Annotated in this window: 12 protein-coding genes; 10 read left to right on the top strand and 2 right to left on the bottom strand. The window is 62.7% G+C overall.

All coding sequences use genetic code 11. The features are described from left to right. The first annotated feature begins 306 nt into the window (after positions 1 to 306). The 9 genes from M2319_RS05355 (at position 307) to M2319_RS05315 (ending at position 8,873) form a co-directional block, all read left to right on the top strand. Entirely contained in the window at positions 307 to 2,595 is a 2,289-nt protein-coding gene (locus tag M2319_RS05355) for a mechanosensitive ion channel domain-containing protein (protein ID WP_264600423.1), read from the top strand. Between the two features lie 229 nt (positions 2,596 to 2,824). Then, the gene (locus tag M2319_RS05350; protein ID WP_264600422.1) at positions 2,825 to 3,457 is read left to right on the top strand and encodes a hypothetical protein; all 633 of its coding nucleotides are present in this window, start codon (positions 2,825 to 2,827) and stop codon (positions 3,455 to 3,457) included. A gap of 16 nt (positions 3,458 to 3,473) precedes the next feature. Then, positions 3,474 to 4,403, top strand: a complete 930-nt coding sequence (locus M2319_RS05345) for a CesT family type III secretion system chaperone (RefSeq protein ID WP_264600421.1) — start codon at positions 3,474 to 3,476, stop codon at positions 4,401 to 4,403. Further along, positions 4,400 to 5,398 carry a metallophosphoesterase family protein gene (locus tag M2319_RS05340; RefSeq protein ID WP_264600420.1) on the top strand — a complete coding sequence of 333 codons (999 nt, stop codon included), beginning with the start codon at positions 4,400 to 4,402 and terminating at the stop codon, positions 5,396 to 5,398. Before M2319_RS05345 ends, M2319_RS05340 begins: the two co-directional genes overlap by 4 nt. A 252-nt stretch (positions 5,399 to 5,650) precedes the next feature. Then, positions 5,651 to 6,412: a heme ABC transporter permease gene (locus M2319_RS05335; protein ID WP_264600857.1), complete on the top strand. Its 762-nt coding sequence runs from the start codon at positions 5,651 to 5,653 to the stop codon at positions 6,410 to 6,412. 98 nt (positions 6,413 to 6,510) lie between these two features. Continuing rightward, positions 6,511 to 6,690, top strand: coding sequence for a heme exporter protein CcmD (ccmD, locus tag M2319_RS05330; protein WP_264600419.1), 180 nt, complete (start codon positions 6,511 to 6,513; stop codon positions 6,688 to 6,690). After that, positions 6,687 to 7,364 carry a DsbE family thiol:disulfide interchange protein gene (locus M2319_RS05325; protein ID WP_264600418.1) on the top strand — a complete coding sequence of 226 codons (678 nt, stop codon included), beginning with the start codon at positions 6,687 to 6,689 and terminating at the stop codon, positions 7,362 to 7,364. The genes ccmD and M2319_RS05325 overlap by 4 nt, the downstream gene beginning before the upstream one ends. Continuing rightward, positions 7,364 to 7,918, top strand: a complete 555-nt coding sequence (locus M2319_RS05320) for an NUDIX hydrolase (RefSeq protein WP_264600417.1) — start codon at positions 7,364 to 7,366, stop codon at positions 7,916 to 7,918. The genes M2319_RS05325 and M2319_RS05320 overlap by 1 nt, the downstream gene beginning before the upstream one ends. Positions 7,919 to 8,081: 163 nt before the next feature. Next, complete coding sequence (locus M2319_RS05315) at positions 8,082 to 8,873, top strand: DUF1223 domain-containing protein (protein WP_264600416.1); 792 nt, start codon at positions 8,082 to 8,084, stop codon at positions 8,871 to 8,873. An 89-nt stretch (positions 8,874 to 8,962) separates the two neighbouring features. Here M2319_RS05315 and M2319_RS05310 read toward each other — a convergent pair whose 3' ends face one another. Continuing rightward, positions 8,963 to 9,994 (bottom strand): aldo/keto reductase, encoded by a 1,032-nt coding sequence (locus M2319_RS05310; RefSeq protein ID WP_264600415.1) that lies wholly within the window; start codon positions 9,992 to 9,994, stop codon positions 8,963 to 8,965. A 252-nt stretch (positions 9,995 to 10,246) separates the two neighbouring features. Here M2319_RS05310 and M2319_RS05305 point away from each other — a divergent pair, with 252 nt between their 5' ends. Continuing rightward, positions 10,247 to 11,173, top strand: a complete 927-nt coding sequence (locus M2319_RS05305; RefSeq protein ID WP_264600414.1) for an AraC family transcriptional regulator — start codon at positions 10,247 to 10,249, stop codon at positions 11,171 to 11,173. Between the two features lie 507 nt (positions 11,174 to 11,680). Here M2319_RS05305 and htpG read toward each other — a convergent pair. Continuing rightward, entirely contained in the window at positions 11,681 to 13,609 is a 1,929-nt protein-coding gene (gene htpG, locus M2319_RS05300) for a molecular chaperone HtpG (RefSeq protein ID WP_264600413.1), read from the bottom strand. Positions 13,610 to 13,871: the final 262 nt, after the last annotated feature.

Here is a 13,871-nt window from a genome sequence, read left to right as displayed (position 1 = left end):
CGGTCCTTTACTATGAGTCCTGTCGGCATCCCGCTTTCCGGTTTGTCGGCCGCATAGGCGAGCGGTCCACCGTGACGGCCTCGGTTTTCGCCCTATAACCCTGCATTCGCGCCGGGCGGGACCTTCGACAAAACGCCGGGCGCGGTGGCAAGTAGGCCCTTGCCGACCTTTCCAAGCCGGGCAGATCCGGCGCGCCCTCCCGCGCGTCGCCCATCCTCCAGGCATTGCGGCTGCCCCGTCCCCGCGGGCGGATCGGCCGGTGTCATCCGGTGAAGCAAACAAGAAACAGACCTGGGACAGTCCACAATGACCATCGCCGTCGCCCCGCTTCGCAATGCTTTGATCGCAACCTTCCTTGTTCTCCTCTCCTCCGCCGCTCTGGCGCAGGATGCCGGCCCCGCCGCCGATGCGCCTGCGGCCGAGCCGGCCGCCTCCGAGACAGCGGACACTGCCCCGCAAAGCCAGACCGCGCGGCTCCTCGAAATCCTGAAAGACGATGCCGCCCGCGCGGCGCTGATCGACGAGCTGGAGCGTGCGGCCGCCGCGCCCGGCGACGCGCCGGCGGCGGGCGATCAGACCCCGCAGCAAGAGCCCCCGGCCTCGATCGGCCGCCAGCTTGCGCTCTTCACCCAGGCGATTGCGGAGAACACCGCCCAGCAGCTTGAGCGCGGCTGGCACAGCCTTACCGGCGCCAAGCGGGTGTTCGCCAGCCTCGGCACCGACCAGGTGAAGGTGCTGATCGACGCACTCCGCGATCTCCTGCTGGTGATCGCGATCACTGTCGCGATCTTCCTGACGCTGCGCTGGCTGATGAAGCCGGTCTACCGGCGCATGGGCCGGCACGCCTCCAATTCCAATCTGGTGCACACCGCGTTTCTCTTCACCGGCTCCGTCCTCCTCGACATGCTGATCGTCATCGCGGCCTGGGGGATCGGCACGGTGATCGCGGTGCTCGTCTTCGGCCAGTTCGGCGCGATCGGGCTGCGCCAGACGCTCTATCTCAACGCCTTCCTGGTCGTGGAGACGATCAAGGTGGCGGTCCGCGCCGTGCTCTCGCCGGTGGCGAGCGGGCTCAGGCCGCTGCCGCTGTCGGACGGGGCCGCGCGCGCGCTCAACCGCAGCGCAAACATCGTCATCAGCGTGCTCGGCTACGGCCAGCTCCTCGTCGTACCGATCATCAACGCCAACGCCACCTATCTCGCCGGGCGCAGCATGTCGGCGCTGATCCTCCTCTTCGTGCTCGCCTATCTGGTGACGCTGGTGCTGCGGCGGCGCGGGCCGGTGTCCAGATGGCTGATGACGCGGATTTCGCCGCCGCAGCCGGTGCTCGATGCCGACGGCCAGCCGACCGGCGAGATGGCGCCGTCGCAGAGGCGGCCCTCGCGGCTCGTGCGGACCCTCGCCCAGAGCTGGCACTGGTTCGCCCTGGCCTATCTCGCGGTGATGTTCTTCATCGTGCTGACGCGGCCGGCGACGGCGGTCTTTGCCGCCGTGTTCGCCTCCGTCGAGATCGTGCTGGCCGTGGTCGTCGCCTCGCTGGTCTCGGCGATGATCGCCAAGGCGATCGTCCGCGGCGTCAGCCTGCCCGAAAGCCTCAATGCCCGCCTGCCGATGCTGGAGCGGCGGCTCAACCGGCTGATCCCCTACTTCCTGATCGCGGTCCGGATCGCGATCGGCGTTGCGCTCATCCTCTTTGCGCTCGACGTCATCGGCGCCATCGACGTTGCCGGCTGGCTCGGCACGGACCTTGGCCTGCGTTTCACCGGCACGACGGCGAGCGTCACGCTGATCCTCGTCATGGCGTTGGCGTTCTGGCTCGCCATGACGTCCTGGGTCGACTACCGGCTGAACCGGGATCCGCTGACGGCGCCGACCGCGCGGGAAACGACGCTGCTGTCGCTGTTGCGCAACGCCGTCACCATCGTGCTGGTGGTGCTGACGCTGATGTTCTGCCTGTCAGAGATCGGCATCGATATCGGCCCGCTGCTCGCGTCCGCCGGCGTCCTCGGCCTTGCCATCGGCTTCGGCGCCCAAAAAATGGTGCAGGACATCATCACCGGCGTCTTCATCCAGTTCGAGAACGCCGTCAATGTGGGCGACGTGGTCACGCTCGCCGGCACCAGCGGCGTCGTCGAAAAGCTCACCGTGCGCTCGGTCTCGCTACGCGACCTCAACGGCGTCTTCCACGTTATCCCGTTCTCCTCGGTCGACATGGTCTCCAACTTCACTCGCGGCTTCGGCTATTTCGTCGCCGACATGGGCGTCGCCTATCGCGAGGACATCACCGAGGCGAAACAGGCGATGTTCGATGCCTTCGAGGAACTGCGCCAAAACCCGGAGCACGCGGCGTCCATCGTCGGCGACTTCGAATGGTTCGGCCTCAACAGCTTCGGCGCCAGCGAAATCATCCTGCGCGGCCGCATCAAGACGCTCCCCGGCAAGCAATGGGGCATCGGCCGCGCCTACAACGAAATCGTCAAACGCATTTTCGACGACCGCGGCATCGAGATTCCGTTTCCCCACCAGACGATTTATTTCGGGGAGCGCAAGGATGGGTCAACGCAGACGCTGCATGTGGCGAGTGAGGGGGAGTGAGGGGGGGGGTGATGGTTGTTGGGGGAGGCTATTTCGCGGGGTGTTATTGTGTGGGAATACGGTGAATGACGACCGTGCGTCCGGCAAGCTCCCAGATCCGGGGGAGCGGAAAAGTTGCCTTCCACACGATAACCCTGCTAGTAGGAGGTCACAAAAAGGGCTTGTCGTCCGTCATTTTCCAGCCTACTTCCTCGCGCAGTCGTCGTAGACGAGAAAGGTCACTCAGGCCATGCAGCGCATCATGCCACCCTCTTTGACAGAGATCATCGGCGCAGCTTCCGGGTTCGACGATGAACTTTTCGAGTTGCTCGATGCGCTCGTGAGCAAGCCAACCTCTACCGAACCCTCTGAAACCGACATCGAGGCGGTTGCAGCGCAATCCGACGTCCCGAAGGACGAGCTTGAGTACTTTCTTTCCTTTTTGTCGTTTCTGTATGCTCAAACGTCGGGGACCTCACAAGACGAATTGCGTCCGAAGTTATTGGAGTTCCTTGGTGAGCACGGTGATCTAGAAAACCCAGATCGTCTTGCGGAGAAACTACTCCGTTTGCTCTCTCATCGCGAGACGCAGGCGGCTGCCGCCAAAAAGGCCCGCTTGAGCTTAGGTTTCTTACCGAATTTGACCGGGGTCGCGAGCTTCGTTGATTTGCGGAGTGATTTCGAGCGGGATACGAATGGCAAATTGACGGGTCGCATCATGTCTTCCATCCCTGTCATACAGATTTTTCTGAAAACTAACTCGATTAGAGATTGTGAAAGAGAAATTGTTCTTCAAGTGGATGAAAATAATATTGATCTTATTCAAGAAACTCTAGATGATGTGCGTGAGAAGCTGAGAATTCTCTGCAAAAACCAGAAGTAAATTAAGGTATGGTGCTTTGACTTTTTTAACTCAACTTGATGATATGAATATCGAGAGCGTCGACAGGGACTCATCCTTCGGCGACGCCGCGCCTGTAAATAAGTCTCCGTCTGACGCGTTTGAGCAGAAAGTTACCGATGTCGCCGTGAGAAAGGTTCCGCATCCAAAAAGTAGAAATTTGTTGAAAGAGATCTTTCGGAAGCAGGCTGATCAAAGGAGGGTCCTTAAGCATTCTCGCGTCGATTTCGGCGCCGTGAAGGATGGCGCTCTGAAAGATGCAGAGTTGAAGTGGAAAGAATTTTTTGTTGCCTTTTATGGCGGCTTTCACCGCGGCGTTGATGGTAACGATTCTTCGTATACGGCTAGAGGTCAGGCTCCATATCTGCCGCCGAGTCTAGTGCCGACGTCCGACCCTGAGCCAAAAATTGACACATATTCATCGACTCCCGAAGAGTCGGTTGAGCCCGCGGACGAGAAATCGACTGAACCGGAATCCAAAGGCACGTTCAAGGCTAGTAAAGAGTTGGTAGTTGCGTGGTTGGAAGGGCTTAATGAAAATCTGAGAGAAGCCGGAGAGCCAATGATTTCTATATCGCAAGCTTGGCAAATGGAGCAATACGCTATCGAGTTGGAAAGGCAGATTCGGAAAATAATTAACAATTTTGCAAAACGTAAAGCATATGAGGGCGGACACTACCGGATAACGTTCGATGGCAGGCTTCTCTCATTTATTGAGAGCCTCTTCGCTGATCATTTGATGTTACCACCTCGAAACGCGGTTGCTTTTCTGGATATTCTCCGCGAGGATCTCTTCGAGCAATCAAGAGACGGTCCGGTTTTTCACGGCCGCTGGGGATCTTTAAGCATCGATGATGATAGTAATGATCTTGTTCTTTTCCTCGAAAAGCGGAAATCGCGAGCACTCTCGAAGGTCTTGAGGGGGTGAGTGTACAAATTGCACTTTTGGCCGACCCGCATCTATGCGTCCAAGCAAGAAGACGCAATGCATTGTCGCTTTTCTCCCGAAGGCTGTGGGAGAGCATTGACGTTTGCTTGCCGAAGACAGAGCCCGAGCGTCAGCAGTATTTCTCATTTTGGAAGCCGACTAGCTACGACGATCAACCATTGCTTGCTGCCGCTGATTTTATTCAAGAGTTCTCAAATGAACTGGATTTGTTGTTTATTCTTGGCGATGTGGCGACTACGGGATTGGACGAGGATCTGGAGGTTGCGAAACAGGTATTCCTCGAGAATCGAGTTCGAGAGCACCTCAACGCAGCGTTGGAGCCTCGCTTCGGAGGTTTAGGTGTCCGTATTTGTGTGATGCCGGGCAATCACGATCGTTACAAGGACGATTTGGGAACGCCAGGATGCAAGAGTTTTGATCGCGTTTTTGGAAAAATTTACGAGCCAAGAAGAGGGGTTTTTTTGACTGACGTCGATAGAGACGGGGTCTCGCTATGTATAATTTCGGCTGATTTTTGTTTTGCTGAGGATAGTGATCCTGGATTGCTTCGTCGATACGGAAGGGGTGCTGTAGACGATCAGGTCTTGGCTGAATTGGATAATCAAACGAGGAATTACCAGTATGCCAATCCGGGAACGCCGGTGGTATGGGCGCTTCATTTTTCTCCGGCAGAAGGAGTGCCAAGTACGCTTGTGCTCGAGGAACGCGAAAAGGTAAATAACCTCGCTAAATATCTCGGTGTTAATCATATTTTTTGTGGTCATACACACTTTCGGAAACGGGAGATCGGTACGCATCCGCATATTTATTGCGCAGGTAGCGTCTCTTCGATTGACTCGGTTGACAATCATTTTCTTCATGTCTGTACGGTAAGTAAGGGGTCTTCTGGTACGCTTCAGCTTGAGGTTTTTGACTTGAAATATGACGAGATTCAAGATCAGTTTGTGTCCTATCCCGTATCTTTAGAGGCTTGATTCTATTGTAAGTGCTTTAAGAGTATTTATGATTTTCTCGATCTTTTTTTGTTTGGAAGAACTTTGACGATCTTCTAGGGCTTGAAATTGGTGTTCTGACTGGATTTGGGCAGCGGAGTAGTGCGTTGCCGCTCCCTATTCCCATTCCAAAGTGCCGCACCCCTAACCCGACCCCGACTGACATAAGTCAAGGCGTTATATTCCCCGGCCTGCATTGTGGTTCGCAATCAGGAGGGTTAGATAATGGGCGTCATGAGCGATACGGTCTCTTCCCCTTCGGGCGGCATCTGGGCGCTGGCCAATCCGACCCGCTTTCTCGGCTTCATTTCGAAGCTGTTGCCGTGGATGATCGGCGCGACGGTGCTGTTGTTCATCGTCGGGCTCTATATGTCGTTCTTCTATGCCCCGCCGGACTACCAGCAGGGCAACACGATGCGGATCATGTACATCCACGTGCCGGCCGCCTGGCTCGCCATGTTCGGTTACACGATGATGAGCATCTCCTCGGTCGGGCTCCTGGTCTGGAAGCATCCGCTCGCGGACGTCTCGGCGAAATCGGCGGCGCCGATCGGCGCCGCCTTTACGTTCCTGTCGCTGGTCACTGGATCGATCTGGGGTAAGCCCATGTGGGGCACCTGGTGGGAATGGGACGCGCGGCTCACCTCCGTCCTCATCCTCTTCATCATGTATCTCGGCCTGATCGCGCTGTGGCGCTCGATCGAGGATCCGATCCGCGCCGGCAAGGCGGCGGCGATCCTGGTGCTGGTCGGCTTCATCAACATCCCGATCATCAAATTCTCGGTGGAATGGTGGAACACGCTGCACCAGCCGGCGAGCGTGATGCGCATGGACGGGCCGACGATCCATCCGACGATCCTGATCCCGCTCCTTGTCATGGCCGTCGCCTTCACCTTCCTGTTCGTGACGCTGCACCTGATGGCCATGCGCAACGAGATCCTGCGCCGGCGCATCCGCACGCTGAGGATGATCGAGGCGAGCAGCGGGCCGCACTAGGGGCAGCTAAAGACAAGCACGCGCCGAGGATTGACCGTGCCCGCGGGCCGCCCCATTTGCCGGGCAGACTGGCGAGCAACTCGAAGGACCAAGACCCGATGTTTTCCGATCCCCATGCCGGCTACATCATCGCCGCCTATGCGATCTCGGCCGTGACCGTCGTCGCGCTCGTCGCCTGGATCTGGGCCGACTACGGCGTCCAGCGCCGGCTGCTTTCCGAGCTTGAGGCGCGCGGCGTGCGCCGGCGCTCCGAAAAGGCCCATGGGGGCCAGAAATGAGCGATATCGAAAGCGAGACGACGGCCGGACGGCAAGCCGGGGCCGGCAAGGCGCCGGGCGATACTCCCCGCCGTAAGGGGCCGTCGCTCCTGGTGCTGCTGCCGCTGATCCTCTTCGGCGGGCTGTGCGTCCTTTTCTACCTGCAGCTCAGCCATGGCGGCTCCAGCCGGGTCATTCCCTCCGTGCTGCTCGACAAGCCGGCGCCGGAGTTCGATCTGCCGGCGCTGAAGGGCCTCACCTATAACGGCCAGCCGGCGCCGGGGCTCTCCCGCGCCGACCTCAACGGCAAGGTCACCCTGATCAATTTCTGGGCCTCCTGGTGCGTGCCCTGCCGCCAGGAGCACCCGATGCTCCTGGAACTGGCCAAGGACGACCGGATTCAACTCACCGGCATCAATGTGCGGGACTCCGAGGCCAACGCGCTCGGCTATATGGAAGAGCACGGCAATCCGTTCGCCCGCAACGGCGTCGACCAGAACTACCGCACGGCGATCGATTTCGGCGTCACCGGCCAGCCCGAAACCTTCCTGATCGATACGTTCGGCTGCATCCGCTACAAGCATGTGGGCCCGCTCTACGAGGAGCTGTGGGCTGAAAAGTTCGAGCCGCTGATCAAGGAGTCGCTCAGCGCGACGGCGCCGCCGGAAGGATGTCAGGCGGGAGCCTCCGGATAATGACGGAGGAGGGGCCGGCGCCCGGCAAGACGGATTTCGTGCGCGCCGTGCCGGACGGCGACACCCATGAGCGGGACGTCTGCGCCCGCTGCGGCTTCATTTCCTACGACAATCCGAAGGTGGTGGTCGGCTCGGTGGTCCGCGCCGGCGGCAAGGTCCTGATGTGCCGGCGGGCGATCGCGCCGCGCATGGGCTTCTGGACCCTGCCGGCGGGCTTTCTGGAGCTTAACGAGACGCCGGAGGCGGGCGCCCGGCGCGAGGCCCTGGAGGAGGCGCACGCGCGGATCGAGATCGAGAGCCTCCTTGCCGTCTATACGATCCCGCGCATTTCCCAGGTCCAGCTCATCTACCGTGCCGTCCTCCATGGCGACGTGGCACCGGGGCCGGAGAGCCTTGAGGTCGCGCTGTTCGACTGGGGCGGCCTGCCGGCGGCGGACGAGATCGCCTTTCCCTCGGTGATCTGGGCGCTCGACCACGAGCGGGAGATCGCCCGCGGCGCCAGCGGCCCGTTCGGCAATCCGCGCGGCGCCGTCGGCGACATGGTGTCCGACTGAGGCCGCCTACGGGTTGGCGCCGATTGACCGGCTCGCGGGATCGCGCTTTTCTCACTCCAACGTGACTGGCAAGTGACGAGGATGCTTTCTAGGGTCTGGCAGTCGCCAGGGCGCCGGGACGCGCCGTAGCGATCGACAGACAATCCGATCGATGGACGGAACGATGACAAAGGGTCTTCGCCGGGGTTTCGGCGGCCTTTCGATGGTGCGCGCCATTGCGGCGCCGGCAATGTTCCTCGCCCTTGCGGCAGGGAGCCTTGCGCTGCCCGCTACCGCGGGGCCGAAGGCCGTGATCGAGCTCTTCACCAGCCAGGGCTGCTCGTCCTGTCCGCCGGCCGACCGGCTCGCCGGCACGCTCGCCCAGGACGCGGACCTCGTCGTCCTGTCGCTCCCCGTCGACTACTGGGACTATCTCGGCTGGAAGGACACGCTGGCGCGGCCGGAATTCACCGACCGCCAGAAGGCCTATTCCCGCGTCCTCGGCAATACCGGCGTCTACACGCCGCAGGTCATCGTCAATGGCCGCGAACACGTCATCGGCAGCGACGCGCAGGGCATTTCGATCGCCGTCAAGCGCCAGATGAACCGCTATGACGGGCTGCCGGTGCCGGTCTCGCTCGCCAGCAACGGCAACAAGCTCACCGTCGTCGTCGGCAGCGAGGGCACGGACGGTGCGGACCTCATCGCCGGCGGCTCGGCGACGCTGTGGCTGGTCACCTTTGAACCGGCCCGCGAGGTGCCGATCGGGCGCGGCGAGAACAGCGGCCGCACCATCACCTACACGAATGTTGTGCGGACCATCCAGCCGATCGGCATGTGGGACGGCGGTCACAAGACGATCGAGCTGCCGCGCGACGAGATCCTGAAGAAGGGCGCCGGCATGGCCTGCGCCGTGCTCCTGCAGCGCGATCTTGACGGCCGGCCCGGCCCGATCCTCGGCGCGGCGAAGATGTAAGACGCAACGGGCTTTCTCGACAAACTATCCATAGGCGAACGGCGCCGGCCCTTTCTTTTCGGGCCGGCGCCGCTTTCTTGTGTCGCCGCCTATTCGGGCAGGAAGTCGGCCCGGTATTCGCCCTGGCGCTCGATCATCCAGCCGGGATATTCGGCCGGAAGCGCGCTGACGGCATCGAGGGTCTTCAACTCCTCGTCGGACAGGGTGACGTCGACCGCACCGAGATTGTCCTCAAGCTGGTCGGTCCGCTTGGCGCCGACGATGACGCTGGTGACGGCCTTCTGGTGCAGCAGCCAGGCGAGCGCGATCTGCGCGACCGAGACGCCGTGGCTCTCGGCGATCGGGCGCATGGCATCGATGACGTCGAAGCCCCGCTCCTTGTCGACCGGCGGGAAGTCGAAATTGGCCCGCCGACCGTCGGGGGCGTTTTCCTCGTCGCGGCTGTACTTGCCGGAGAGCAGACCGCCGGCGAGCGGGCTCCAGACCATCAGCCCGACTCCTTCGGACTTCAGGAGCGGCACGATCTCGCGTTCCAGGTCCCGGCCGGCGATGGTGTAGTAGGCCTGCAGGGAGCGGAACGGCTCAAGGTTCTTCCTCTCGGCAATGCCGAGCGCCTTCATGATCTGCCAGGCGGCCCAGTTGGAAACGCCGACATAGCGCACGAGCCCGCGCTTGACGAGATTGTCGAGGGCGTCGAGCGTTTCCTCCATCGGCGTCAACGGGTCGAAGCCGTGGATCTGGTAGAGGTCGATATGGTCGAGCTGCAGCCGCTTCAGGCTCGCCTCGGCCTGATTGAGGATGTGGTAGCGCGAGGCGCCGCGGGCGTTCGGGCCCTCGCCCATGGGGCCGAGCACCTTGGTGGCGATAACGACGTCGTCGCGGGCAACGCCGAGGTTCTTCAGCGCCGTTCCGGTGATTTCCTCGGCAAGGCCCTCGGCATAGACGTTGGCGGTGTCGATGAAGTTGATGCCGCCGTCGAGCGCCGTGCGCATCAGCGCGTCGGCGTCGTCCTGGCCGAGCGAGCCGATCGCCTGCCAGAAGCCGCGGCCGCCGAAGGTCATGGTGCCGAAGCAGAGTTCGGAGACGAGAAGGCCGGTGCGGCCAAGGGGTTTGTATCGCATCGGGATATCCTCTGGTTGATGAGAGATGATGTGCCGGCCGGCGGACGGGGAAGGGCGGTATTGGGGGAACGCGGTATCGGGTGACGCCGTGCCGGGCTGTCCCTGAAATGGGGCAGATGGCCGGGCGCCGATAGACAGATGCTCTTCGTTTCTTGCCCGATCCTCTCACATCGGCGTCATTTCACCCTCTGAAGCCTTGCCTCCTTGCCCGATCGGCGCCAGTTTCGAGGCGAATGCCGCAGGAGAGAGCCGATGGCCAGCCTTGAAGACCTTGCCGCCGTGATGAGCCGCCATTCGACCGACGGGCGGGTGGAAACGCCGATCCCGCGCGTTTCCCTCCTCAGTTCGGTCAGCGAGACGCTGCCCAACAGCGTCGTCTACGAGCCGTTCCTGTGCGTCATCGCGCAAGGGGCCAAGGAGGTGACGGTCGGCGACAAGGTGTTCCCCTATTCGGCCGGCCGCTATGTGGTGGTCTCCATCGACCTGCCGGTCAGCGGGCGGATCACCGAGGCGCGGCGCGACCGGCCGTTCCTGTCGTTCTCGATGCGGCTCGATCCGGCGGTGCTCGCCGAACTGCTGCTGTCGCTGCCGGAGCGGCGCGGGGTCGAGGCGCCGCCGCTTGCCGGGCTTGCGGTCGCTACCCTGCCGCCCGACGTGCTCGATCCGGTCGTGCGGCTCGTCTCGCTGCTCGATACGCCCGGCGACATTCCCGTGCTGGCGCCGCTCTTTGAACGGGAGATCCTCTACCGGCTCCTGAAGGGGGAAAAGGGGGCGATGCTGCGCCAGATCGCGCTCTCCGACAGCCGGCTGTCGCAGATCGGCCGGGCGATCGCCGCGATTCGCAGCGGCTATTCGGAGGCCCTGCGCGTCGAGGCGCTGGCCGACGTCGCCGGCATGAGCCCGGCCTCCTTCCATCGCCATTTCAAGACGGTGACGGCGATGACGCCGCTGCAGTACCAGAAGCAGATCCGCCTGCAGGAGGCGCGCCGCCTGCTGGTCTCCCGGCGCGGCGACGCGGCCCATGTGGGCTTTGCGGTCGGCTATGAAAGCCCGTCCCAGTTCAGTCGCGAATACGCCCGGCTCTTCGGCGCCCCGCCGGGACGGGACGCCGCGTCCCTGCGCGACCTCGGCGACCGCGATCCGCGCCGGCTCGCGGAGATGCTGCAGGCGGATGCTTGAGGGGAGCGTTTGGCGGCGGAGTTCGCGATGCCACGGTTCATTCTGCCGGCAATGCTCACACCTTGGTTGTCTGAGACTGCGGCCGCAACACACTCAGCCGTCATCCCGGCCCCCGAGCCGGGATCCAATGCCCCTTTCAACGCGGTATGTCTCCGGTGGGTGTCTGTGACGGTGGCGCCACCTTCGTCCCAGGGCTTTGGCGGGCTACCGCGCGGATGGGGGCAATGGGTCCCGGGTCTCCGCTTCGCTCCGCCCGGGATGACGGGAGAGGGGGTGGCCAGGGTAAGGTCTACGCTGAGACCGCGTTCTTCGCAGGCGCAGCCTGGATTGCTTCGCTTCGCTCGCAATGACGGTTTTCTCAATTAATTCAACGTCATTGCGAGGAGGCCAGTAGGCCGACGCGGCAATCCAGCATCCCGCCCGATCAGGGCAATGAACCTCGGGTCTCCGGTTCGCTGCGCTCGCACAGCAATGATGATAGAGGGGATGCGCACCGAAGCTGCAACCCTATCCCGCGAAGCGGTCCGTCATCAGCGCCGTTAGTCTTGCCGAGAACTCCACCGGGTCGGCCGGGGGCTCGCCGTCGAGGATGCGGGCGAGGCCGAACAACAGCTCCGCCGCTTCGCCGGCAGCATTCTTGTCGCCGGACGCCGTCTTTGCCGCCAGCGATTTGATCATGGCGTGGCGCGGGTTGATTTCCAGGATCGGCTTGGAGAGCATCGCGCCTTCCTGCTGGGCGAGCAGCTTTTCAAGCTGGCGGTCGTAGCCGAGATCGGGGGCGACGAGGCAGACCGGGCTTTCCGACAGGCGTTCGGAGGCGCGCACGTCGCTGACCGCCTCGCCGAGGGCATCTTTGAGGGCGGTGACGAGGGAGGCGGTCTCGCCTGCCTCGGCGGCCTCTTCCTTGGGCTTGTCGTCTTCCGGAAGCGCGATCTTGTCGAGGTCGGCGACGCCTTGCGTCACCGACTGGAACGGCTTGCCGTCATAGCCGAGGGCCGTCCGCACCCAGAACGCATCGACTGGATCGGCCAGGAGCAGCACCTCCACGTCGCGGGCGCGGTAGCCCTCAAGGTGCGGGCTGCGCTTCAGCGTCGAAAGGTCGTCGCCGAGCGCGTAGTAGAGCGCGGTCTGGTTTTCCTTCAGGTCCGCGACGATCTCGGCCAGCGTGCGCCAGCCGTCGCCGGACTTCGTGGTGCGGAAGCGGGCGAGCTTGAAGAGGGCATCGCGCCGCTCCGGGTCCTCGTAGATGCCTTCCTTGAGTACCGGGCCGAAGGCGTCCCAGACCTTGGCATAGGTCTCGGCGTCCTTGTCCGCGCATTTCTCCAGTTCGGAAATCACCCGGTTGGTGACGCCGCGGCGGATGGCGTCGAGCACGGGATTGTTCTGCAGCATCTCGCGGGAAAGGTTGAGCGGCAGGTCGTCCGAGTCGACGACACCGCGCACGAAGCGCAGCCAGGGCGGCAGGATCTCCGCGTCGTCGGTGATGAAGACGCGGCGGACATAGAGCTTCACGCGGCCCTTGCGGTTGGGATCGAAGAGGTCGAACGGCTTCGACGACGGCACGAAGAGGAGGACGGAATACTCCTGCCGGCCTTCGGCGCGGTAGTGGATGGTGATCGCCGGGTCGTCGTAGTGGCCGCCGATATGACCATAGAAATCCTTCAGCTCTTCCGGCTTCACCTCCGATTTCGGCTTGCGCCACAGGGCCGAGCCGTCGGCGAGCTGGCGCTCCTCACCCTTGCCTTCCTCCTCACCGGTCGAGGCCAGCACGATCGGGATCGGCACATGGGCGGAGTATTCCCGGACGATGCGCTCGATGGTGCCGTCCTCGGCGTAGTCCCTGGACTCCTCGTTGAGGTGGAGGACGACGCGGGTGCCGCGGGCGGGCGCGGATTCGAGCGGGGCTTCCTCAACGGTGAAGGTGCCGAGGCCGTCGGAGGTCCAGGACCAGGCGCGGTCGTCGCCGGCGCGCCGGCTCAGAACCTCGACCTTGTCGGCGACCATGAAGGAGGCATAGAAGCCGACGCCGAACTGGCCGATGAGGGCGCTGCGGTCGTCGCTCGCCTCCAGGCCCTCCAGGAAGGCGCGGGTGCCGGAGCGGGCGATGGTGCCGAGATTGGCGATCAGCTCGCCATGGTCCATGCCGATGCCGTTGTCGGCGACGGTCAGCGTGCCGGCCTCCTTGTCGGCGGCAAGCACGATGCGGAAGGCCGGATCGTCGGCGACGAGGCTGGCGTCGGTGACGGACAGGTGTCGCAGGCGCTCGCAGGCATCGGCCGCGTTGGAGATCAGCTCGCGCAGGAAGATGTCCTTGTTGGAATAGACCGAGTGCACCATGAGGTGGAGCAGGCGTGAGACTTCGGCCTCAAAGCTCAGGGTCTCGGCGGTGCCGCCGGTCTCTGTGTTTTCGCTCTCTGTGTCTTTGGTCTCGTTCATGGTCATTCCGGTTGGCTGTCTGAAAAAAAAGAAAAACAAGGCGCGCCCCGGCGCAGATTGTTTTTGCGCGGGCGCGGCGACGGGCTGAGATATCGGTTGTGGGGGCGAGAAAATCAAGCGCGGGCGGCCGATCCGGAGAGGCGATGCCGGCGGCCATAAAAAAGGGCCGGCGACGGGCCGGCCTACCTGAAGGTCTTGTTCGGGGATTGGTGTTGCCGTCTAAGAGTGGCCCGGTTCAACGCACGACCCCGGGGGGCTGGGG

Origin of the sequence: Rhodobium gokarnense (assembly GCF_025961475.1) — a bacterium.
GTDB classification, from domain to species: domain Bacteria; phylum Pseudomonadota; class Alphaproteobacteria; order Rhizobiales; family Rhodobiaceae; genus Rhodobium; species Rhodobium gokarnense.
Note: the sequence above shows the minus strand (reverse complement) of the source record. Positions and strands in the feature narration are given on the sequence as shown.